The organism is Aeromicrobium sp. Leaf289 (assembly GCF_001423335.1).
Taxonomy (GTDB): domain Bacteria; phylum Actinomycetota; class Actinomycetes; order Propionibacteriales; family Nocardioidaceae; genus Aeromicrobium.
Map to the genome: position 1 here is coordinate 713134 of NZ_LMNK01000002.1, position 19050 is coordinate 732183.

A 19050-nucleotide genomic window follows, 5' to 3' on the forward strand; every position below is an offset into this window, starting at 1 on the left:
TGTTCAGGGGTCGTCGGCGAGGATGGGGTCGTGCTCGACGACCTCGCGCCGCAGCGGCGGCGCACCCTGCTGGCGGGGGCGGCGCTGCTCGTGGCCGTGGTGCTGGTCGCCGTCGGCATCGGGGTCGTCCGCACGCTCGACGCCACGGATCCCGCGTCGCAGGATGAGCTCGGGCCCGTGCTGCTGGTCTCCGGGTACGGCGGACGCGTGGCGTCCCTCGATCCCCTGCGCGACGCGCTCCGGTCGGCCGGCCGCGACGTCGAGGTGCTCGAGCCCGAGGGCGACGGCAGGGGAGACCTGCGCGCCCAGGCGGCCGCACTCGGCCGCTCGGTGGAAGCGGCCCTCGAGCGCACGGGCGCGGACTCGGTCGACGTCGTCGGCTACTCCGCAGGCGGTGTCGTGGCCCGGTTGTGGGTGCGCGACCAGGGCGGGGCGGACGTGGCTCGACGGGTGCTGACGATCGGCTCGCCCCACCACGGCACCGACGTCGCCGCGCTGGCGGTCGAGATCGCGGGCAGCTGCCCCACCGCGTGCGAGCAGCTCGTGCCCGACAGCGACCTGCTGCGTGGCCTGAACGCCGGTGACGAGACGCCGGACGGACCCGAGTGGGTCGCACTGCGGTCCGACGCCGACCGGGTGGTCGTCCCCACGGACTCCGCGATGCTCGACGGCGCTCTCAACCTGCGGGTGCAACGGCTGTGCCCCGGCTCGACGACCCCGCACCGCGCGCTTCCCGGTGACGCCGCGGTGCTCGCGACGGTGGCCTCGGTGCTCGGTCGGGACGCCGCCCGCGCGCCGACCGACGTCAGCTGTTGACGTCCTTGCTGCCGAAGTTGGCCCAGGCCGCCCCGAGGAACACCACGAGGTAGGCGGCCTGAGCGGCGACGCCTCGCACCACCTCGGTCCACCGGATGGGGTCGCGGAACAGGTCGACGAACGCCAGCCAGTACCGGGTCGGCAGGTACGGCTGCAGCACGTCGGCGGCCTCGAGCCCGAGGAGCACCGTCGAGCCGATGAGCACCGCCACCGTCCCGAGCGCGGCGGTCAGCCCGGACTCCACGATCGTGGAGAGCAGCAGCGCGAGCGCGGCCACGCCCAGCATCATCCACGTCACGTAGCCGAGCGCCAGGACCGTCCGCTGGATCATCTCCGCCTGGCTGAGCGTGGAGCCGGAGACGCTGGTGACCGTGCCGCTGGGATCTCCGTCGCCGAGCAGCAGCCGTCCGAGGACGTAGGCGACGACCGCCACGACCAGCACGGCCACGAGCACGAAGGCCACGACGCTCACCAGCTTCGCCACCAGCAGCCTGGTGCGGCCCACGGGGCGGACGAGCAGGTAGCGCAGCGTGCCCGTCTGCGACTCGCCGGCGATGGCGTCACCGGCCACGACCGCCACCGCGACCGGCAGGAACAGCGGGAGCACGATGCCCAGGGCAGCAAGGGGGAAGAGCGTGCCGTCGCTCAGGACGGCGGAGAGGAACGGTGGCCCGGTGCCGGGACGGGGTCCCAGCTGCGTGGTCGCGAGCAGCACCGCCACGAGCGCGGGCAGGGCGTTCAACATCGCGATGACCACCCAGGTGCGTCGGCGCCGCAGCATCGCGGCCAGCTCCACCCGGATCATGACGCCTCGCTCGCGCGCAGCACGACGTCCTCCAGGCTGACGCGCAACGGCCCCACGGAGTCGACGCGGACGCCGGCGGACACGAGACGTGCGTTCACCCGGGCCGGGTCGTCGGACACCACCACCAGGCGCTCTCCGACGGACGACTCCACGGCCTCGCCCAGCAGAGCGAGGGCACGCGCGACGTCGCGGGTGCCCACCACGACGCGCTCGCTCGGGGCCAGGAGCGTCTCCAGCTGGTCCTGCAGCACCAGTCGGCCGCGGTCGAGCACCCCCACGCGGGTGCACATCTGCTCGATCTCGCTCATGAGGTGGCTGGACAGGAAGATCGTGGTGCCGTCGCGATTGAGCGACAGCAGGAGCTGGCGGATCTCCCGGATCCCTTGCGGGTCGAGTCCGTTGGTGGGCTCGTCGAGCACCAGCAGCCGCGGCCGACGCAGCAGCGCACCGGCCAGGCCGAGGCGTTGGCGCATGCCGAGCGAGTACGCACGCACGGGCCGACGGTCGGCGGGGTCCAGCCCCACCTGCTCGAGCACCTCCCCGATGCGACCGGACCGTCCACGTCGCCGCGCGTCGGGCCCGGCGGCGTCGAAGGTGGCGAGGTTCCTGCGTCCCGACAGGTGCGGGTAGGCGCCGGGTCCCTCCACCAGGGCGCCGACGCGCGGGAGGACCGACGCGGCCGACGCAGGCATCGCCTCGCCGAGCACCTCGGCCTCCCCGGAGGTGGGCAGGACGAGGCCCAGCAGCATCCGCACCGTCGTGGTCTTGCCGGAGCCGTTGGCCCCGAGGAACCCGTAGACGTCGCCCTCTCGCACGTCGAGGTCGATGCCGTCGACCGCCGGCACGCCGCGGTACCGCTTCGTCAGCGCTCGGGTCCTGATCATCGCCGCCCCACCTGATCGCCCAGCTCGGCCGCGGCGTCCGCAAGCACCTCGGGCGTCACGGTCCCGGCCAGCAGGAAGGTGCCCCGACCACGGCCACCCTCGGTGAGCAGCACGGACAGCGGCCCGATCTCCAGGGAGGTGCCGACGTCGGTGCGCACGGCCGACGAGGCGCTCAGCTGCTCGCGCACCTGGCCGGCGAGACCGCGGCGGAGCGGCACCGCCACGAGGGCGGTGGGCCCACGGCCGTAGACGCCGACGGCTCCGAGCTCGTCGGGGTCGCCGCGGCGCTCGAGCCCGGCGACTGCCTCGGGGAGCACGAACGGTGCGAAGGCGTTGGCGCCCGCCGCGACGTCGATCGCGTCGCGAAAGCCCACGCGGGCGCCCGGGGGAGCGGTGAACGTGGTCGTGCCGGGATCGGGGGTCGACGGGTCGAACCGGGTGACGGCGGTGGACACCACGGGCAGGTCCGAGGCGGTGCCGACCACGTCGACGCGCAGCGCCAGACCGGTCTCGGCGTCCGCCCAGACGTCGACGTGCGCGATGGTCGACTGCTCGTCGGCCGGCTCCAGCCTCAGGCCGGGCGCCGACCGCCCCGCCACGCGTCGTTCCGGCAGGCGGGACAGCTCGGCGGCGTCGGCCCCGGCGAGCAGGCGCCGGGCCAGCTGTGACGGCACGAGGTCGGAGGCGTCGGGCAGGCGGACGGTGGCGTACGGGGACGAGGTGGCGCGCTCGGACTCGAAGCGCCAGGTGGTGAGCAGGTTACCCTCGCGCACCAGGTCGGTCTCGCCACTCGCGCGGACGCGGTCGACGCGCCACTGCTCGTCCGACCGCCACCAGACGCGCAGGGTGCTGGTGTCACCCAGCAGGTCGGCGACCCCGGCGAACGAGTCGGTCTCGGGGATCTGCAGCGAGCCGCGGGTGCGCACCTCGCCCGACCACCCCAGGTCGCGTGACGCGACGACCCGCTCGAGCAGTCGGTCCGCCGAGACGTCGGAGGCCTCGGCCGGGAGCAGGCGGGGGAGCACCGGCGCCGCGGCCAGCAGGGCCGACGCCAGTGCCACGAGCAGCCAGCGTCGGGCGGAGGGCTTCATCTCCTGACCACGGTACGAGGTGGGACCCCGCCTCGCCGGGTGGAGCTGGGTGGATCCCGGGGCCGTCGAGTGCGTCGGTGGCGCGCTGCGGCCACGGGCGGCCCCCGACGCACGACAGCCGCACGCGGCGCCGGAAAAGGATCTGCGCCACGTGCGGCTGGACCGTGGGTACGAGCCGCGCTCCGCCCGTCAGCCGATGGGGTCGACGACGCCGTGGTCGGCCACCGAGCGGGCCAGCGTGAGCAGGTGCTCCGAGCCGTCGCCGAGCGTGTGGTCGATCGCGGTCAGACGGCTCGTGTAGTGGCCGACGGAGTACTCCGCGGTCATGCCGATGCCGCCGTGCAGCTGGATCGCCTCCTGGCCGATGTGGCGGCCGGCGCGCGAGACCTGCAGCTTGGCACGTGCTGCTGCCTCGAGGACCCGGTCCGGGTCGTCCTGGAGCACGAGCGTGGCCCACGTGACGGTGCTGCGGACCAGCTCGGCCGACACGTACAGGTCGGCCGCGCGGAACGTGAGCGCCTGGAACGTGTTGAGCGGGACGCCGAACTGCTTGCGCGTCTTGAGGTACTCCGTCGTGGTCCGCAGGGCCACGTCCATGGCACCCACGGCCTCGTGGCTCAGGGCGATCTGCCCACGGGCGACGTTCCGGGCCACGACGTCGGAGACGTCCGCGGCCGGGTCGCCCAGGGGCGTGGCCGTGGCACCGTCGAGCGCGACGCGCGCCGCGCGACCGCCGTCGTGCGTGCGGTAGCCGATCCGGTCCACGCCACCGGCCGAGGGGTCGACGAGGAACACGCCGACGCCGGCGTCGGTGCGGGCCGTGACGACCAGCAGGTCGGCGCGCTCGCCGTGCAGCACCGGCTCCTTGACGCCCGTGAGCGTCCAGGTGCCGTCGGACTCGGCTGCCACGACGGCGTCGCCGACGTCGTGGTGGGCGAAGGAGAGCACCAGGGCGCCCTCGGCCACGCGGCCGATGACGTCGGCGCGCTGCTCGGCCGAGCCGAGGTCGGCCACCAGGCCGGCGGCCAGGATCGTCTCGAGGTACGGCTCGGGCGCGAGCACGCGTCCGATCTCCTCGGCCACGATCGCGACCTCCACGGGTCCGGCGCCGAAGCCGCCGTCCTCCTCGGAGAACGGCAGTCCGAGGGCACCGAGCTCGGCGAGCTGCTGCCAGGTCTTCTCGGAGAACCCGGGGTCGGTCTTGGTGACCTCGCGGCGGGTCTCCGACGAGTCGTAGGTCTTGCTCAGCAGACCGCGCACCGCGTCACGCAGGGCGGTCTGCTCGGAGTCGAGGGTGAAGTCCATGGCTGCCTCACAGTCCCAGGATGGTCTTGGCGATGATCTGACGCTGCACCTCGTTGGAGCCGCCGTAGATCGACGCCTTCCGGAAGTTGAGGTACTGCGGGGTGCTGACGCGGGCCCAGTCGGGCACGTCGGAGCCGTCTCCGGCGCCGGACGCGAGCGAGAGCGGGCCGGCGAGGTCGACGTAGAGCTCGGTGACGGCCTGCTGCAGCTCGGTGCCGCGCAGCTTGAGCACCGACGACGCCGGGTGCGGCTTGCCGTCGGCGGAGTGGGCCACGACGCGCAGCGCCGTGAGCTCGAGGGCGAGCAGCTCGTTCTCCAGGTCCGCGACGCGGGTGGCGAGCAGCAGGTCGGAGTCGAGGCGGTCGCCGGCGATCTCCTTCGCCGCGGCCAGCCAGCGCTTCGTGGAGCCGACGGGTGCCACGCCGACGCGCTCGTTGCCGAGCAGGAACTTGGCGTAGTCCCAGCCGCGGTTCTCCTCGCCGACGAGGTTCTCGGCCGGCACGCGCACGTCCTCGAAGAAGACCTCGTTGACCTCGTGGCCGCCGTCGATGAGCTCGATGGGACGCACGGTCAGGCCGGGCGACGTCATGTCGATGAGCAGGAACGAGATGCCCTGCTGCTTCTTGGGGGCGTCGGGATCGGTACGCACGAGCGTGAAGATCCAGTCGCCGTACTGGCCGAGCGTGGTCCACGTCTTCTGCCCGTTGACGACGTACTCGTCGCCTTCACGACGGGCCGTGGTGCGCAGCGAGGCGAGGTCGGAGCCGGCGTCGGGCTCGGAGAAGCCCTGCGACCACCAGATGTCGAGGTTGGCGGTGGCCGGGAGGAACCGCTCCTTGATCTCCTGGGAGCCGAAGGCCGCGATGACCGGGCCGACCATCGACGCGTTGAACGCCAGCGGCGTGGGGACGCAGGCCAGCTGCATCTCCTCGTGCCAGATGTGGCGCTGCAGCGGGGTCCAGTCCTTGCCGCCCCACTCGACGGGCCAGTTCGGCACGGCGAGACCGGCGGCGTTCAGCGTCTGCTGCGCCTCGACGATCTGCTCCTTGCTGAGCTCGCGCCGGGCGGCGACGGTGTCGCGGATGTGCTGCGGGACCTGGGTGGTGAAGAACGTGCGCATCTCCTCGCGGAATGCGGCGTCCTCCTCGGACAGACGAAGCTTCATGGGGACTCTCCGGGTGGGTAAGCGCTTGCTTAATCGTCACGATACGCGCTGCACCCGACACCCTGCCAGGTGCCGGGTCCCACGGCTCGACGAACGACGGCCCCCGGGCCGGGCTCGCTCAGTCCTTCTGACGGCGCGCGGCGGCAGCGCGCAGGGGCCCGACGAGGCGGGGTCCGGCCAGTCGACGCTCGAGCCGACGCGCCTCCCGCCCGAGCGGCTGGGCTACGTACTGGCCGAGCAGCACACCGGACGCGAGCGCCACGGCGACGCCGCCGGCGGTGATCATCCAGAGCAGGCCGAGCAGGTTCTCGCCCGCCAGCAGCGACAGGGCCCGGAAGATGGACAGACCCGGCAGCAGCGGCACGATGCACGAGACGACCACCACGAGCGGCGGCACCCGGAACCGGCGGGCCACGGAGTAGCCCACGAAGCCGACGGCGAACGCGGCCACGCCCGCGGCGGCCGGCCGGCCGACGTCGGCCTGGGTGAGTGCGGCGTAGGCGCCCGACGTGACGGCGGCGAGCAGACCGATGGGCACCACGATGCGCTTGGGCGAGTAGGCCGAGAGGGCGAAGGCCGCGGCGGTCACGCCGGCCCCCGCCATCACCTGGGGCAGCTGCGAGAGTCCGGACGCCCCCGGGTCCAGGGCGAAGTCGACCCCCAGCCACTCGCCGACCTGCAGACCGGCGGAGACGCCGACGATGATGCCGACGGTCGCGATCATCACCTCCATGATCCGGGCGTTGGCGGTGATCGAGAAGCCGGTGAGCGCGTCCTGGATCGCACCGATGAAGCCGAGTCCGGCGAGCAGCATGATGATCGCCGCCGTCACGACCAGGGACGGGTTGACCTCGGCGGGCGTCGCGGCCACGGCCACCGCGATGAGCGTGGCCAGGAGCGCTCCGGCCACCTGGGAGTAGAAGAAGGGCAGCCGCAGACGTTCGATCCGTCGCTGCAGGACCTCGATCGCGGCGCCGGCGACACCGGCCACGGCGAGCACGATCCAGTCGCCGCCCAGCAGGAGAGCCACGCCCGCACCGGTGAGGCCCCAGCTGGCGGTGATCGCCCAACGCGGCCGGGGGTGGCCGGTGGAGGCGATCCGAGCAACGCGCGACGCGGCCTCCTCGCGGTCGATCTCGCCGGTGAGCAGCGCGTTGACGAGCAGGTCGACGGCGGTCAGGTCGGCGTAGTCGACCTCGCGGTGGGTCACGTGCCGGCGCATGACGATCGGCAGGTCGTCCACGCTCTCCTGGTGGCTCAGCGTGAGCGACGTGAAGGTCACGTCGACCAAGGTCTGCCGCAGTCCGAGGTGATGGGTCACCGAGGCCATCGTGGCGGTCACGTCGGCCGCACCCGCACCGTTGGACAGCAGCATCTCGCCGATCCTCAGGGCGAGGTCGAGCGTGCGCTGCACGTCCTTGGAGTCCGTCATGAGCACCATGGTGCCGGGTGGTGCGGAGGCCCTGCGCGGGTGGCCAGGTCGTTCACGCGGCCGGCCGGGGCCCGCCTCGGTATCCTCCCTCCAGGAGGATCCTCACATGGCGGAACAGGTGGACGACGGGCTCGACGACCGGCTCGCGGCGATGGCCCGCGAGCTGGCGACGCAGCCCACCGCGGAGCGCACCGCCGAGCGGTTGACGTCGCTGGCGCTCGAGCTGGTCCGCGGCGCCTCCGACGCGGGTGTCTCGCTGGTCCGTGCGCGGGGCCGGATCGAGACCGTGGCCCCCACCAGCGAGCTCGTGGCGCGGGCCGACGACCTGCAGCACCGGCTCCACGAGGGTCCGTGCGTCGATGCGCTGGACGCCGACGAGATCGACGCCCCCGACCTCACGAGCGACGAGCGCTGGCCGCGCTGGCGTCCCGAGGTGGTCGAGGCCGGTGTGCGGGCGATGTTCTGCGTACAGCTGAACCTCGACGACCGCGGCCTCGGTGCCCTGAACCTCTACGGCTCCTCGGTCGACGCGTTCGACGAGGCCGACCGCGAGGCAGCGCGTCACCTCGCGAGCCACGCCGCGATCGCCATCGCCTCGTCGCAGGAACGGGCGTCGCTGCAGGAGGCCCTCGCCAGTCGCACCGTGATCGGCCAGGCGGAGGGCATCCTCATGGAGCGCTTCGGCGTCGACGCCGACCAGGCCTTCGCGGTGCTCGTGCGGTACTCGCAGCACCACAACGTGAAGCTGGCGCAGGTGGCGCGCGACCTGGTCCACACGCGGAGCCTGCCCGGGATCGACTGAGCGTCAGGCCTGCGACGTCACTTCGTCCGGAAGGTCGCCCTCCTCGACCAGCCGACGCGCGACGTCGCGAAGCTTGACGTTGTGGTGCTGCGAGTGGCGGACGAGCACCTGGAAGGCGGCGTCGACCGTCAGTCCGTAGCGCTCCACGAGCACGCCGACGGCGATGCCGATGTCGCCACGCGCGTCGAGGGCGCGGCGCAACCCGTCGCGATCGTGGGCGACGCCGAGCGCGACCGAGGCGAGTCCTCCCAGCTCGGTGGCGCGCAGGCACGCCTCGTCGTCGAACGCGTCGGGGTCCTCGGCGTAGAGGTCGAGGCGGCCGGGCTCGCCGCTGCGGCTGGACAACGGCACCACGACGACCGACCGTTGGCCCAGCATCGCCACGTCGCGACCCCAGTCGCGCCAGCGCGGATCGCTGGCGGTGTCACGGACGTGGACGTGGCCGACGGGCCCGACGTCGGCGAGCGAGGAACCGGCTCCTGGGCCTCCCGGGAGACGGAGCGCCTGCATCGCCTGGGGTGACGTCGCCGCGAGCGCCGGTCGGCCCGAGGCCGACGGCACCGTCACGGCGGCGGCATCGCACGGGACCACGGCGAGCGCGAGCGAGGCGATGCGGTGCGCGACCGACTCGGTGGGCGGTGGCTGGACGCGAAAGGTCGAGGACGCCGAGGGGCCTTGCCCGGCGGTCGTGGAGCCCGAGGCCTCGGGCGAGGACGGCGACGGGGGTGGAGCAGAACGGGTCAGCGCGACCACCTCCTGGTGCGTGAGGTCGTCGGCTGCTGCTCAACCGAGGGGTAGCGAACCACACCGGTGTGGTCCGACCCACGCCGGGTCAGTCCTCGTCGATGAGACCCTCGCGCCGCGCCTCGCGGACGATGCGTCGGAGGTTGTCCAGTCGTCCGCAGTCCGCGTCGATCTGCTGGTTGCGCTCGGTCGCGAAGGCCTCGCCGAGCTTCGCGAGGACCTCGGGACCGAGCTCCTCGCGCGCCGGGTTGAGGATCGTCAGCTCCTCCTCCGTGAGGTGGTGACTGACGAGCCGGGTCAGCTCCTCGACGGCGTCGTCGAACTTCTGCGTGTCGGTGGCGGCGCACTCCATGACCGCGAGCAGGGCCTCGTTGCCCTCGGCGTGCTCGTGCTCGCCGTGGTCGGCCTCGTGGGCGTCCACGGCCCGCCGCTTCTTGAGCTGCGGGTACACGTGGCGCTCCTCGGCCTCGGCGTGGGCGACGTGCAAGGCCGAGAACGCCTGACGCACGGCGTCGCGGTCCGACGCGGTGCTGCGCAGCTGGCGCAGCAGGTCCTCGAAGCGGCGGTGGTCGTCGAGGATCAGCTCGATGACGTCGCCCGAGACGGGGCGGCCCAGGTCGATGGTGGTGGAGGAGGTCATGGCGCGAGCGTAGGCACGCGCGATCGGTCGCGCACGTCGGCGCATGACCCGCCCGGTCCTGGGTACATCGCGCCCATGACGACCCGAATCGGACTGGAACAGGGCCGACGATCGGCCCTGGTGCTGAGCATCGCTCATGCCGAGGACGTGGCACACCTGCGGGACCTCGAGGACGACCCCGCCACGGACGCCGTGCTGTGCCTGGTGCCGGCCGCTGTCGAGCCGGACGCCGAGGTGCAGTCCCTCTGGCACCGCGTGGCGGAGCGCCGCTTCGTCGTGGTGCTGCGGTACTCCACGGGGCCCGACGCCCACGCTCGTCGCGCGGGCGGGGAGCTGGCCGCTCCCGGCGTCCTGGCCGCCATCTCCCGGGTGGCGGCGTGGACGACCGCGCAGGACGCGCCGGGTCTGCGGCTCATGGTCCTGGAGCCCGCCACGCCCGACGGCGCGAGCGCGGTCCTCGAGGACGAGCCCGAGATGCAAGGTCTGACGATCCACGCGAACGTCGACGTGTGCACGACAACGGAAGGAATCACCATGACCATCGCTCCTGACGACCCGTTCGCCGTACCCCAGCCGGACGCGGACCCCGCATCCGACCCGGGAGCCGAGCCCGACGTGCAGCCGATCGAGCCCGACGATCCGGACGACGTGCCCGAGGTCCCCCTCGAGCCGACGCCGGCCCCCGACGAGACGGGGATCCGATGAGTGACGGCTTCCCCGCCCAGCAGCAGGACCCGCCCGGCAGCACGGGGGCGATGGACCCCCAGCCGGACCACGGCGAGGAGTCCTACGTCGGCCACGGCCGCCTGGAGGGCAAGGTCGCCCTGGTGACGGGCGGAGACTCCGGCATCGGCCGCGCCGTCGCCATCGCCTACGCCCGCGAGGGCGCCGACGTCGCCTTCACGCACCTGCCCGACGAGGGCGACGACGCGGCCGAGACCGGCCGCCTGGTCGCCGAGGCGGGCCGCCGCGTCCTGGCGCTCGAGGCCGACCTGCGCGACCGCGCGGCGTGCGACGACGTGGTCGCCCAGACCGTCGGAGAGCTCGGCGGTCTCGACGTGCTGGTGAACAACGCCGGCTACCAGATGGCGCGCGAGGAGGGCATCGAGGCGCTGACCGACGAGAATCTCGACCGCGTGCTGAAGACCAACCTCTACGCCGCGTTCTGGCTGACCCGTGCGGCAGTGCCGCACCTGCGTGAGCGCGGGGGCAACGTCATCAACAACACGTCGATCCAGGCCTACGAGCCGTCGACGTCGTTGCTGGACTACGCCTCCACCAAGGCGGCGCTCAACAACCTGACCGTGAACCTGGCCGCCGAGCTCGGGGCCGACGGCATCCGCGTGAACGCGGTGGCACCCGGCCCCATCTGGACGCCGCTGCAGCCCGCCACCCAGCCGACGGAGAAGATCGAGCAGTTCGGATCCGACACCCCGCTGGGGCGCGCGGGCCAGCCGGCCGAGGTGGCTCCCGCCTTCGTGTTCCTGGCGTCGGACCGTGACGCGAGATACGTGTCCGGCACGGTGCTGGGCGTGACCGGTGGCAAGCCCGTCTTCTGACGGGACGCTGCCACCATTGAACGAGAGAACCGGACGACGACAGGAGGTGCGCCATGCCGGCAGGCAAGGACGCGAGCGACGAGCCGTCGCTGAAGAACCCCGAGATGTACGAGACGCTCCGCGACCACGGAGCCTCGAAGGAGAAGGCCGCCCGGATCTCCAACGCGGCCGCCCGCGACGGCGAGAAGACCGTCGGCAAGCGCGGGGGCGAGTCCGGCTCCTACGAGGACTGGACGGTCGACGACCTGCGCGGCCGGGCCAAGGAGCTCGGTCTCGAGGGCTACTCGGACCTGCGCAAGGACGAGCTGATCGAGAAGCTGCGCGACCACTGAGGGACGCCGTCCACCCTGCGGGGGCGGGAACGGCTGGAAGACTGTCGGCATGACCGACGGAGAGTCCTCCAGCGCCGTTCCCGACCCCGGGAGCGAGCCGCCACCGCTGAGCGACCTCGCCGCAGGCGTCCTGGTGTTCGGCTCGTCCGCCGCGGTGCTGGTGGTCGAGATCGTCGCGCTGCGGCTGCTCGCGCCCTACCTCGGCCTCACCCTCGAGACGTCGACCACCGTCATCGGCCTGGCCCTGGCGGCCATCGCGGCGGGCTCGTGGGCCGGCGGCAGGGCCGCCGACACGATCGACCCGCGCCGGGCCCTCGCGCCGCTGCTCGCGATCTCGGGCGTCGTCATCGCCGCCACACCGTTCGCGGTGCGCAGCGTGGCCGATCCCGAGTCCGTGGGGCTGCTGTACCTGGTGGCCGCCGCGACGATCGTGGTGCCGGGCGCCCTGCTCTCGGCAGTGACGCCGATGGTGACCAAGCTGCTGCTGCGCACCCTCGACGAGACCGGGACGGTCGTCGGTCGCCTCTCGGGCATCGGCACCGTGGGCGCCATCGTCGGCACCGTGCTGACGGGCTTCGTGCTCATCTCGCACGTCCGGGTGAGCGTGATCCTGGTAGGCCTCGGGGTGCTCCTGGCCGTGGCCGCCGCCGTGCTGGAGCTGCGTCTGCGCGGGCCGGGCTTCGGCCTGCTCGCCGTCGGCGGCGCGGTGCTCGTCGGTGGCACCGCGGCCCTGGCGCCCGGCGGCTGCGAGGTCGAGACCACCTACCACTGCGCGTCGGTGGAGCCGGGGGGATCCACCCCCGACGGCCGCCTGCTCGTGCTCGACGGCCTGCGCCACTCCTTCGTGGACCTCTCCGACCCCGAGTACCTCGAGTTCGCCTACACCCGCGGCTATGCCGCCGTGATCGACGCGATGTTCCCGACGTCGGAGCCGCTGGCCGCGCACCACCTCGGCGCCGGTGGTGTGACGATGCCCCGGTGGCTGGCCTCGACGCGCCCGGGTACCACGAGCGTGGTCTCGGAGATCGACGGCGGCGTCGTGCAGCTCGACCGCGACGAGCTGGGGCTGGAGACCAGCGACGCCCTGCGGGTGCGGGTCGAGGACGCCCGGCTCGGCCTGCGCGACGTCGAGCCCGGCAGCCTCGACCTCGTGGTCGGTGACGCCTTCGGCGGCGTGAGCGTGCCGTGGCACCTGACCACCCGTGAGATGGCCGAGGAGGTGCACGAGGCCCTCGACGACGACGGCGTCTACGTGCTCAACGTGATCGACCACGGATCGCTGGACTTCGCCCGCGCCGAGGTGCGGACCGTCCAGGAGCGCTGGCCGCACGTGGCGGTGCTCGGCTGGCCCGCCGACGGCCCCGGACCGGGCGGCGGCAACATCGTGGTGGCGGCGTCGGAGCGACCGGTCGACGTCGACGCGGTGCGCGCCGGACTGGGTGAGCGCCAGGTGGGGTGGGAGGTCACCGACGGTGACGACCTCGACGCCTGGGTGGGCGACGCCGCGGAGCTGACCGACGACTACGCCCCGGTCGACCAGCTGCTCACCCCCTGACGGTCGCCGAGCGGGTCCTCGCTGCCGCCGGGCCTCTCCGGCGGCTGTGCTCTCGCCCGCTGCTGCGTCGCTGTGACCGAGAGTCGGGTGGGCTCCGACAGGGCCTCGACCGGAGCGGGGGTTCTCGGCCCGGCTGGGTCTGCGGGGCGCGGCCACGATTCTCCATCTGCGCGTGATCCACGCAGGATTCTTCCTTCTCGTGGACCGTCCCGCGCGAAGGGAGAATCGCTGACCCGCTCTGCCCCGCGCACTGTCGCGAGCTCAGGACCCGCCGGTCTGCGTGCGGGCGAGGTCAGGCCGCGACGTCACCCACCTCGCGACGCAGCCGCGCCAGCAGAGTCGACAGACGACGTGAGACCTGCATCTGGCTGATGCCGAGCCGGGTCGCGATCTCGCGCTGGGGCAGCTCGTCGACGAAGCGCCACGCGAGCAGGCGTCGCTCGTCGTCGGTCAGCCTGGTGCGCAACGACCGGACCGTGAGCCAGGTGTCGACCCGGGCGTACCCGTCCTCCGTGAGTGCCGCCGATCCGATGCCGTCGTCCAGCGTGTCGGCCGTGAAGCAGCCGCCGGCGGCGAGCGCCTCACGCACGTCGGTCACCGGCACGCCGAGCTGCGCGGCGATCTCCTGTGGGTTCTCGGTCCACGAGGACCCGACCACGGTCTCCGTGGCGATGCGCGCCTGGAGCTCCTGCAGTCGACGCGGTGGGCGCACGCTCCAGGCGTGGTCGCGGAAGTACCGCTTGATCTCGCCGCGGATGGTGCTGGCCGCGTACGGCGCGAAGTCTCCGCGATCGGCGTCGAAGCGCTCCGCCGCCTTGACGAGTGCGAGACGGGCGACCTGGAGCAGGTCGTCGTCGTCGACGCCGCGGCCGCGGTAGAGGCGAGCCAGATGAGCCGCGAGCGGCAGATGATCCTGGATGAGTGAGCCCGTGCGCATGGTCTGAGCCATGTCGACCTCCCGAGTCGGGGCGACGACGGCTGCTGCTCAACCTGCTCCCAGCCTGACCCGGCCGTCGGCGATCCGCAACCGCGGCAGGATTGAGGTGGCCGGCTTCGGGTACGTCCCGCACGTGGACTCCCCAGGACAGACCGCCCCCGCCCCGACCGTGCGGACCGTGCCGTTCGGTCCCCTGTCGATCGACGTCGACGACACCGTGCTGCTGCCGCGACCATGGACGTACGCCCAGTCGCGCTGGGCAACCGAGCTGCTGACCTCCCTCCCCGAGGGCGACGTGCTCGAGCTGTGCTCGGGGGCCGGCCAGATCGGCCTCGGGGCGGTCCACGGCACCGGACGTCGACTGGTGATGGTCGACGCGGCTCCCCGGGCCTGCGAGCTCGCTCGCGTGAACGCCGAGCGCGTGACCGAGGACGTGGAGGTCCGCGAAGGCCAGTTCGACGCCGTGCTCGGTGAGCACGAGCGGTTCGTCCTCGTGGTCGCGGATCCGCCGTGGGTGCCGACGCAGCGGGTGGGTGAGCATCCCGCCGACCCGCTCTGGGCGATCGACGGCGGGATCGACGGACTCGAGGTGGCCCGCCGATGCGTCCGGGTGGCGGCCAAGCACCTGGAGCCGACCGGACGGCTTCTCCTCCAGCTCGGCAGCCGGGAGCAGGTGGAGCTGCTGGAACGGCCCTTCACCTGGGTGGGCCTCGAGGTGGTCGAGGTGCGCGAGGAGGGGCAGGAGGGATCGAGCGGCGTGGTGGCGCTCGTGGCGCCCACGACCCGTTCGAGTTGAACGACCTCCCGAACCGTGGTTCCGTGGGGACAGGTTGAGTCAGCAGCCGATCTCGTTCGACGAGAGGCATGTGCATGACCACCACCCTCCCCGCCCCCACCGCCAGCGCGGTCCAGGATCCCGACGTCGCCACTGGTGAGCGGCTGCGACGAGCGGCCGAGGCGCCCGCCGACCGACGTCGCGAGCTGCAGAACGATGTCGTGTCCGACTACATCCCCATGGCCGGCCGCCTGGCGCGCCGTTACCGCGGCCGCGGCATCGCCGACGACGACCTCGACCAGGTGGCGCGCCTCGGCCTCGTGAAGGCGATCCGCCGCTTCGACCCCGAACGCCGCTCCTTCGCCGCCTACGCCGTGCCCACGGTCCTGGGCGAGCTGCGACGACACTTCCGTGACCGCGGCTGGACCATCCGGCCGGTGCGCTCGCTCCAGGAGCTGCAGATGTCGGTGACGGCCGCCCGGGACGAGCTGCGCAGCACCGGCACGCACGAGCCGAGCGCCGAGGACGTCGCCGAGCGCCTCGGGATCGGCGTGGCCGAGGTCCGCGAGGCCGACGCCGCGCACGACGCCTTCGCGCCCCGGTCACTCGACGTGCCGTCGCCCGCCGACGGCACCTTCGCGCACGAGCGGATCGGAGCGCTCGATCCCGGGCACGAGGCGGTCGAGCGGCTCCAGACGGCGATGCCGGCGCTGCGCTCCCTCGACGAGCAGGACCGTCGGCTGCTCCACATGCGCTTCGTCGAGGACCGCACGCAGCGCGACATCGGCGTCGAGCTCGGTGTCTCGCAGATGCAGGTCTCGCGCCGGTTGACGGCGGTGCTGCAGCGGGTGCGCGAGCGCATCGGGCCGCTCGACGGCTGACCCCTCGGCGAGGCGCCGGGTTCCACGGTGCGTCGTCGAGGTGTGAGGCAGGCCGATCGAGGGTAGTCCTGGGACATGAGCACCTTCGGAAGCAGCCCCCAGTCCGGTCCCGGGACCAACGACCACGCACCGGTCGACCCCGCGACGTCGCCCGACACCGAGCCCGACGCCGACCTTCCCCCGACAGAGCCGTCGCTCGACGCCTCCGAGCTGGAGGACGACGAGGACGGTGGCGAGGAGGGCGACGACGCGTCGTCCTGACCTGGACGGGGCGGCCGGGGAGGGCGGACACCCACCCGGCCGCCGGTCAGCGCACGAGCGCCCGGGCCGCTGCCTGGGTGTGAGCCTGCTCGAGCCGGTCCTGCTGCGACTCGGCCTGGGCCACGAGGTCCTCCAGCTCCTCGCGGTCCAGCGCCGGGTGGACGTCGACGACCGACAGCAGCGCCTGCCACCCGGCGCGCTTGCCCGCGACGGCCGTGCGCATCGCCTCGAGCTCGACGAGGTCGGTCATGTCGGTCCGCTGCGTCAGGGAGCCGTTGGGCTTCAGGCGTCCGAGCCGCTCGCCGGCCTGGGCCGCGAGCGTGAGCGCCTTGGACTCGCCGACACCGAGGTCGTCGGCCATGCGGCGCAACCGGCGTCGCTCGTCCACGAGCTCGCCGTGGATCGTGCGCACCGTGTTCCCGATCTCGGGATCGAGCTGCGCGTCGGCGCTGCGGTCGAACAGGTCGATGCCCGCGGCCGAGCCTGCGAGGTGCGTGTGCACGTGGTGGGCGATCGGTGATCCGCCCGGCACGATCGCGGAGATGGGGGAGGGCATGGGTGCTCCTTCGGGGCGGGCGTTGTCCCGCTCGTGGTCGAGGTCTGTGCCCAGCATGTACCCGCTCCCGGTCGGGCCATGCCACGCATGGTCTCGCGCCCGGCGGGTACGCGTCGGAGGAACACCACCGACGCGAGGAGGACGACCGTGAGAGCAGTGACGTGGCAGGGCCGACGCGACATCCAGGTGCACGACGTGCCGGACCCTCGCATCGAGGATCCGGGCGACGTCGTGCTGAAGGTGACGAGGACCGGCCTGTGCGGCTCCGACCTGCACCTGTACGAGGTGATGGGTCCCTTCATGAACACCGGTGACGTCCTGGGTCACGAGACGATGGGCGAGGTGGTGGAGGTCGGCGCCGGCATCACGAACCTCGCCGTCGGCGACCGCGTGGTGGTGCCGTTCCAGATTGCCTGCGGCGACTGCTTCATGTGTCGCAAGGGGCTGCAGACGCAGTGCGAGACCACGCAGGTGCGCTCGCACGGCACGGGAGCAGCCCTGTTCGGCTACAGCGAGCTGTACGGCAGCGTTCCTGGCGGTCAGGCCGAGTACCTGCGCGTGCCGCACGCGGACTACGGCGCCATCAAGGTGGGTCCCGACCTGCCCGACGAGCGATACGTCTACCTGTCCGACGTGATGCCCACGGCGTGGCAGGCCGTCCGGTACGCCGACGTGCACGAGGGCGACACGCTCGCCGTCGTCGGACTCGGCCCGATCGGCGACATGGCCGCCCGTCTCGCGCTGCACCAGGGCATCCGGGTCATCGGCATCGACCTGGTCCCCGAGCGGCTGGAGCGTGCGCGACAGCGAGGTGTGGAGACCTTGCACGTGGAGGACGACGACGTCGTGGAGACGGTCTTCGAGCTCACGTCGGGTCGTGGCGCGGACGGCGTGATCGACGCCGTCGGCATGGAGGCGCACGGCTCGCCGGCGCCCTCGGTGCTGCAGAAGGCGGTCGGCCTCCTCCCGGACGGCCTGGCGAAGCAGGCCATGACCTCGGCCAGCGTCGACCGGCTGGCCGCGCTGCACCTGTCCACCCAGCTGGTGCGCCGCGGCGGCACGGTCTCGCTGTCGGGCGTCTACACGGGCACGCACGACCCGATGCCCATGCAGCAGCTCTTCGACCGCCAGGTGACGCTGCGGATGGGACAGGCCAACGTGAAGAGGTGGGTCGACGACCTGATGCCGCTCGCGGAGCGCGCCGACGACCCGCTGGGCCTCGAGTCCTTCGCCACCCACCGGTTGTCGCTGGAGGACGCGCCGCGCGCGTACGACATCTTCCAGCGCAAGGACGACGGCGCCGTCAAGGTCGTCTTCGACCCCAGCCTCTGAGGGACGCGCGCGGCCGGCTCCCCCTCACGGGTGGGGGCCGGCCGCGGCACGTCGGGCGATCAGCTTGTGCGTCCCGTCGCACCAGGGGCCGCGCGCCGTGGCGTCGCAGCGGCACAGGGCGACCACCGGCCGCTGGGCCTGCACCGCCGTCCCGTCGGGCGCCACGACGAAGCCGAGGTCGCGCACCAGGCGAGGGCCGGCCTGCGCCCCGCGGATCATCGCCTCCCTGCGGTCGCTCATGCCGGCACCGGCGCACCGAGGAGGTCGACGGCGCAGCGTTCCTCGACGAAGACGCACACGAAGGCGCCGAACCCCACCTCGTCCTCGAGCTGCGGGTCCCCACCGGTCTCCAGCTCGCAGAGCGTGCGGGCCAGGTGCTCGTGAACCGCGTCGGCCTCGACGTGCTCGTCGTAGTAGAGCGCGACCGTCTCGTCGAAGCCGAGACGGCGCAGGCCGTGCACCATGTCGGCGCTCGGGAGCGAGCTGGTGGCCTCGAAGGCCGCCAGGTGGCCCAGGGCCGCGTGCCGCAGACGTCGGTGCAGGCACAGCAGCGACATCGCGTTGCTGAGCGTCAACGTCTCCTCGGACGCCTCGTCGACGTAGGCGCCGTAGGTCGGGTCGAGCCCTGCCGCCTCCATCGCCCGCTCGAACAGGTGCGCGTGCAGACGGTCCGCCTGCCCGTCGCCGAGCTCGTCGTACTGCAGCTCGGCCAGCCCGGCCTTCGCGGCGTTCCCGAGCCGCGGCAGCACGAAGCACTGCGGGTCGGCCTCCTTGAGGTGGTAGATGCTGCGCTGGACGAGGACGCGGCGGACGTCGTCGGCATCGGCGCTCTCGCGGACGAAGCGGGCGACGCCGGGGACGTCGCTGTCGGCCTCGACGAGGCCGGCGAGGTCGCGGGGGCCGGTCGAGGTCGCGAACGCCTCGCGCAACCAGGCCTCGAGGTCACGACCCAGACGGTTCCGCAGCCTCAGCACCTCCGGCGACCACTCCAGGTCGGGGTCGACGCCGTCGAAGCCGCGGTACGCGAGCTCGTACAGCGTCCAGAGCGCTAGGGCGTGGTCACGGGTGGTCGGTGCCGGTGCGTCCAGGAGGTCGGGGAGCGGGCGCAGCATCGTCAGGTGGTCGTGCACGGCCTGGCTGACCGGGCCGCACGGCGTGGGGATCCTCATGACCCTGAC

At 72.9% G+C, this 19050-nt stretch carries 22 protein-coding genes; 10 read left to right on the forward strand and 12 right to left on the reverse strand.

Annotation, left to right across the window (positions count from 1 at the left end):
- Nucleotides 1-30 precede the first annotated feature (30 nt).
- A complete protein-coding gene (locus ASF37_RS07365) occupies nucleotides 31-816 on the forward strand; it encodes a triacylglycerol lipase (protein ID WP_056573752.1) in 786 nt (261 codons plus the stop codon).
- On the opposite strand, the gene ASF37_RS07370 is transcribed toward ASF37_RS07365, so the two are convergent.
- From ASF37_RS07370 to ASF37_RS07395, 6 genes are all read right to left on the reverse strand, one after another.
- A complete protein-coding gene (locus ASF37_RS07370) occupies nucleotides 806-1621 on the reverse strand; it encodes an ABC transporter permease (protein ID WP_056573749.1) in 816 nt (271 codons plus the stop codon). The genes ASF37_RS07365 and ASF37_RS07370 overlap by 11 nt on opposite strands.
- Nucleotides 1618-2505: an ABC transporter ATP-binding protein gene (locus ASF37_RS07375; RefSeq protein ID WP_056579721.1), complete on the reverse strand. Its 888-nt coding sequence runs from the start codon at nucleotides 2503-2505 to the stop codon at nucleotides 1618-1620. The genes ASF37_RS07370 and ASF37_RS07375 overlap by 4 nt, the downstream gene beginning before the upstream one ends.
- The gene (locus tag ASF37_RS07380) at nucleotides 2502-3596 is read right to left on the reverse strand and encodes a sigma-E factor regulatory protein RseB domain-containing protein (RefSeq protein ID WP_056579722.1); all 1095 of its coding nucleotides are present in this window, start codon (nucleotides 3594-3596) and stop codon (nucleotides 2502-2504) included. The genes ASF37_RS07375 and ASF37_RS07380 overlap by 4 nt, the downstream gene beginning before the upstream one ends.
- A 189-nt stretch (nucleotides 3597-3785) precedes the next feature.
- Nucleotides 3786-4901, reverse strand: a complete 1116-nt coding sequence (locus tag ASF37_RS07385; RefSeq protein WP_056579724.1) for an acyl-CoA dehydrogenase family protein — start codon at nucleotides 4899-4901, stop codon at nucleotides 3786-3788.
- Nucleotides 4902-4908: 7 nt separating this feature from the next.
- Nucleotides 4909-6066 (reverse strand): acyl-CoA dehydrogenase family protein, encoded by a 1158-nt coding sequence (locus ASF37_RS07390; RefSeq protein WP_055963076.1) that lies wholly within the window; start codon nucleotides 6064-6066, stop codon nucleotides 4909-4911.
- Between the two features lie 118 nt (nucleotides 6067-6184).
- Complete coding sequence (locus ASF37_RS07395) at nucleotides 6185-7498, reverse strand: threonine/serine exporter ThrE family protein (RefSeq protein WP_056579725.1); 1314 nt, start codon at nucleotides 7496-7498, stop codon at nucleotides 6185-6187.
- A 106-nt stretch (nucleotides 7499-7604) separates the two neighbouring features.
- Between ASF37_RS07395 and ASF37_RS07400 the strand changes: the two genes are divergently transcribed.
- Nucleotides 7605-8300 carry a GAF and ANTAR domain-containing protein gene (locus ASF37_RS07400; RefSeq protein WP_055963082.1) on the forward strand — a complete coding sequence of 232 codons (696 nt, stop codon included), beginning with the start codon at nucleotides 7605-7607 and terminating at the stop codon, nucleotides 8298-8300.
- A 3-nt stretch (nucleotides 8301-8303) separates the two neighbouring features.
- Here ASF37_RS07400 and ASF37_RS07405 read toward each other — a convergent pair whose 3' ends face one another.
- Together ASF37_RS07405 and ASF37_RS07410 are read right to left on the reverse strand one after the other, a co-directional pair.
- The gene (locus ASF37_RS07405; protein WP_056579727.1) at nucleotides 8304-9053 is read right to left on the reverse strand and encodes a GAF and ANTAR domain-containing protein; all 750 of its coding nucleotides are present in this window, start codon (nucleotides 9051-9053) and stop codon (nucleotides 8304-8306) included.
- A 79-nt stretch (nucleotides 9054-9132) separates the two neighbouring features.
- Nucleotides 9133-9684, reverse strand: a complete 552-nt coding sequence (locus tag ASF37_RS07410; protein WP_056557206.1) for a hemerythrin domain-containing protein — start codon at nucleotides 9682-9684, stop codon at nucleotides 9133-9135.
- Between the two features lie 75 nt (nucleotides 9685-9759).
- Here ASF37_RS07410 and ASF37_RS07415 point away from each other — a divergent pair, with 75 nt between their 5' ends.
- Genes ASF37_RS07415 through ASF37_RS07430 form a run of 4 tightly spaced genes read left to right on the forward strand, consistent with a single transcriptional unit; the run spans nucleotide 9760 to nucleotide 13130 of the window.
- Nucleotides 9760-10389 carry a hypothetical protein gene (locus tag ASF37_RS07415; protein WP_156367950.1) on the forward strand — a complete coding sequence of 210 codons (630 nt, stop codon included), beginning with the start codon at nucleotides 9760-9762 and terminating at the stop codon, nucleotides 10387-10389.
- Nucleotides 10386-11243 (forward strand): glucose 1-dehydrogenase, encoded by an 858-nt coding sequence (locus ASF37_RS07420; protein WP_056579729.1) that lies wholly within the window; start codon nucleotides 10386-10388, stop codon nucleotides 11241-11243. Before ASF37_RS07415 ends, ASF37_RS07420 begins: the two co-directional genes overlap by 4 nt.
- A gap of 53 nt (nucleotides 11244-11296) precedes the next feature.
- Nucleotides 11297-11575, forward strand: a complete 279-nt coding sequence (locus ASF37_RS07425; protein WP_056579730.1) for a Rho termination factor N-terminal domain-containing protein — start codon at nucleotides 11297-11299, stop codon at nucleotides 11573-11575.
- 49 nt (nucleotides 11576-11624) lie between these two features.
- The gene (locus ASF37_RS07430; protein WP_056579732.1) at nucleotides 11625-13130 is read left to right on the forward strand and encodes a fused MFS/spermidine synthase; all 1506 of its coding nucleotides are present in this window, start codon (nucleotides 11625-11627) and stop codon (nucleotides 13128-13130) included.
- A 292-nt stretch (nucleotides 13131-13422) separates the two neighbouring features.
- On the opposite strand, the gene ASF37_RS07435 is transcribed toward ASF37_RS07430, so the two are convergent.
- Complete coding sequence (locus ASF37_RS07435) at nucleotides 13423-14079, reverse strand: sigma-70 family RNA polymerase sigma factor (RefSeq protein ID WP_056579734.1); 657 nt, start codon at nucleotides 14077-14079, stop codon at nucleotides 13423-13425.
- Here ASF37_RS07435 and ASF37_RS07440 point away from each other — a divergent pair.
- The 3 genes from ASF37_RS07440 (at nucleotide 14078) to ASF37_RS07450 (ending at nucleotide 15984) form a co-directional block, all read left to right on the forward strand.
- Nucleotides 14078-14863 carry a class I SAM-dependent methyltransferase gene (locus tag ASF37_RS07440; protein WP_082506439.1) on the forward strand — a complete coding sequence of 262 codons (786 nt, stop codon included), beginning with the start codon at nucleotides 14078-14080 and terminating at the stop codon, nucleotides 14861-14863. The genes ASF37_RS07435 and ASF37_RS07440 overlap by 2 nt on opposite strands.
- Before the next feature lie 74 nt (nucleotides 14864-14937).
- Nucleotides 14938-15723: a sigma-70 family RNA polymerase sigma factor gene (locus ASF37_RS07445; RefSeq protein ID WP_162239945.1), complete on the forward strand. Its 786-nt coding sequence runs from the start codon at nucleotides 14938-14940 to the stop codon at nucleotides 15721-15723.
- A 75-nt stretch (nucleotides 15724-15798) separates the two neighbouring features.
- The gene (locus ASF37_RS07450) at nucleotides 15799-15984 is read left to right on the forward strand and encodes a hypothetical protein (protein WP_055963107.1); all 186 of its coding nucleotides are present in this window, start codon (nucleotides 15799-15801) and stop codon (nucleotides 15982-15984) included.
- A gap of 46 nt (nucleotides 15985-16030) precedes the next feature.
- On the opposite strand, the gene ASF37_RS07455 is transcribed toward ASF37_RS07450, so the two are convergent.
- Nucleotides 16031-16540, reverse strand: coding sequence for a hypothetical protein (locus ASF37_RS07455; RefSeq protein WP_056579737.1), 510 nt, complete (start codon nucleotides 16538-16540; stop codon nucleotides 16031-16033).
- Between the two features lie 147 nt (nucleotides 16541-16687).
- Here ASF37_RS07455 and ASF37_RS07460 point away from each other — a divergent pair, with 147 nt between their 5' ends.
- Nucleotides 16688-17872 (forward strand): zinc-dependent alcohol dehydrogenase, encoded by a 1185-nt coding sequence (locus tag ASF37_RS07460; RefSeq protein WP_056556417.1) that lies wholly within the window; start codon nucleotides 16688-16690, stop codon nucleotides 17870-17872.
- Between the two features lie 24 nt (nucleotides 17873-17896).
- Here ASF37_RS07460 and ASF37_RS07465 read toward each other — a convergent pair whose 3' ends face one another.
- Nucleotides 17897-18112 (reverse strand): CDGSH iron-sulfur domain-containing protein, encoded by a 216-nt coding sequence (locus ASF37_RS07465; protein WP_056556415.1) that lies wholly within the window; start codon nucleotides 18110-18112, stop codon nucleotides 17897-17899.
- A complete protein-coding gene (locus ASF37_RS07470) occupies nucleotides 18109-19041 on the reverse strand; it encodes an iron-containing redox enzyme family protein (RefSeq protein ID WP_056556413.1) in 933 nt (310 codons plus the stop codon). Before ASF37_RS07470 ends, ASF37_RS07465 begins: the two co-directional genes overlap by 4 nt.
- Between the last annotated feature and the right edge of the window lie 9 nt (nucleotides 19042-19050).

Coding starts and splice junctions, on each gene's coding strand:
- ASF37_RS07370 (WP_056573749.1), bottom strand. CDS start 1,621: ATGATCCGGGTGGAGCTGGCCGCGATGCTGCGGCGCCGACGCACCTGG.
- ASF37_RS07375 (WP_056579721.1), bottom strand. CDS start 2,505: ATGATCAGGACCCGAGCGCTGACGAAGCGGTACCGCGGCGTGCCGGCG.
- ASF37_RS07380 (WP_056579722.1), bottom strand. CDS start 3,596: ATGAAGCCCTCCGCCCGACGCTGGCTGCTCGTGGCACTGGCGTCGGCC.
- ASF37_RS07385 (WP_056579724.1), bottom strand. CDS start 4,901: ATGGACTTCACCCTCGACTCCGAGCAGACCGCCCTGCGTGACGCGGTG.
- ASF37_RS07390 (WP_055963076.1), bottom strand. CDS start 6,066: ATGAAGCTTCGTCTGTCCGAGGAGGACGCCGCATTCCGCGAGGAGATG.
- ASF37_RS07395 (WP_056579725.1), bottom strand. CDS start 7,498: ATGACGGACTCCAAGGACGTGCAGCGCACGCTCGACCTCGCCCTGAGG.
- ASF37_RS07400 (WP_055963082.1), top strand. CDS start 7,605: ATGGCGGAACAGGTGGACGACGGGCTCGACGACCGGCTCGCGGCGATG.
- ASF37_RS07410 (WP_056557206.1), bottom strand. CDS start 9,684: ATGACCTCCTCCACCACCATCGACCTGGGCCGCCCCGTCTCGGGCGAC.
- ASF37_RS07415 (WP_156367950.1), top strand. CDS start 9,760: ATGACGACCCGAATCGGACTGGAACAGGGCCGACGATCGGCCCTGGTG.
- ASF37_RS07420 (WP_056579729.1), top strand. CDS start 10,386: ATGAGTGACGGCTTCCCCGCCCAGCAGCAGGACCCGCCCGGCAGCACG.
- ASF37_RS07425 (WP_056579730.1), top strand. CDS start 11,297: ATGCCGGCAGGCAAGGACGCGAGCGACGAGCCGTCGCTGAAGAACCCC.
- ASF37_RS07430 (WP_056579732.1), top strand. CDS start 11,625: ATGACCGACGGAGAGTCCTCCAGCGCCGTTCCCGACCCCGGGAGCGAG.
- ASF37_RS07440 (WP_082506439.1), top strand. CDS start 14,078: ATGTCGACCTCCCGAGTCGGGGCGACGACGGCTGCTGCTCAACCTGCT.
- ASF37_RS07435 (WP_056579734.1), bottom strand. CDS start 14,079: ATGGCTCAGACCATGCGCACGGGCTCACTCATCCAGGATCATCTGCCG.
- ASF37_RS07445 (WP_162239945.1), top strand. CDS start 14,938: ATGACCACCACCCTCCCCGCCCCCACCGCCAGCGCGGTCCAGGATCCC.
- ASF37_RS07450 (WP_055963107.1), top strand. CDS start 15,799: ATGAGCACCTTCGGAAGCAGCCCCCAGTCCGGTCCCGGGACCAACGAC.
- ASF37_RS07455 (WP_056579737.1), bottom strand. CDS start 16,540: ATGCCCTCCCCCATCTCCGCGATCGTGCCGGGCGGATCACCGATCGCC.
- ASF37_RS07465 (WP_056556415.1), bottom strand. CDS start 18,112: ATGAGCGACCGCAGGGAGGCGATGATCCGCGGGGCGCAGGCCGGCCCT.
- ASF37_RS07470 (WP_056556413.1), bottom strand. CDS start 19,041: ATGAGGATCCCCACGCCGTGCGGCCCGGTCAGCCAGGCCGTGCACGAC.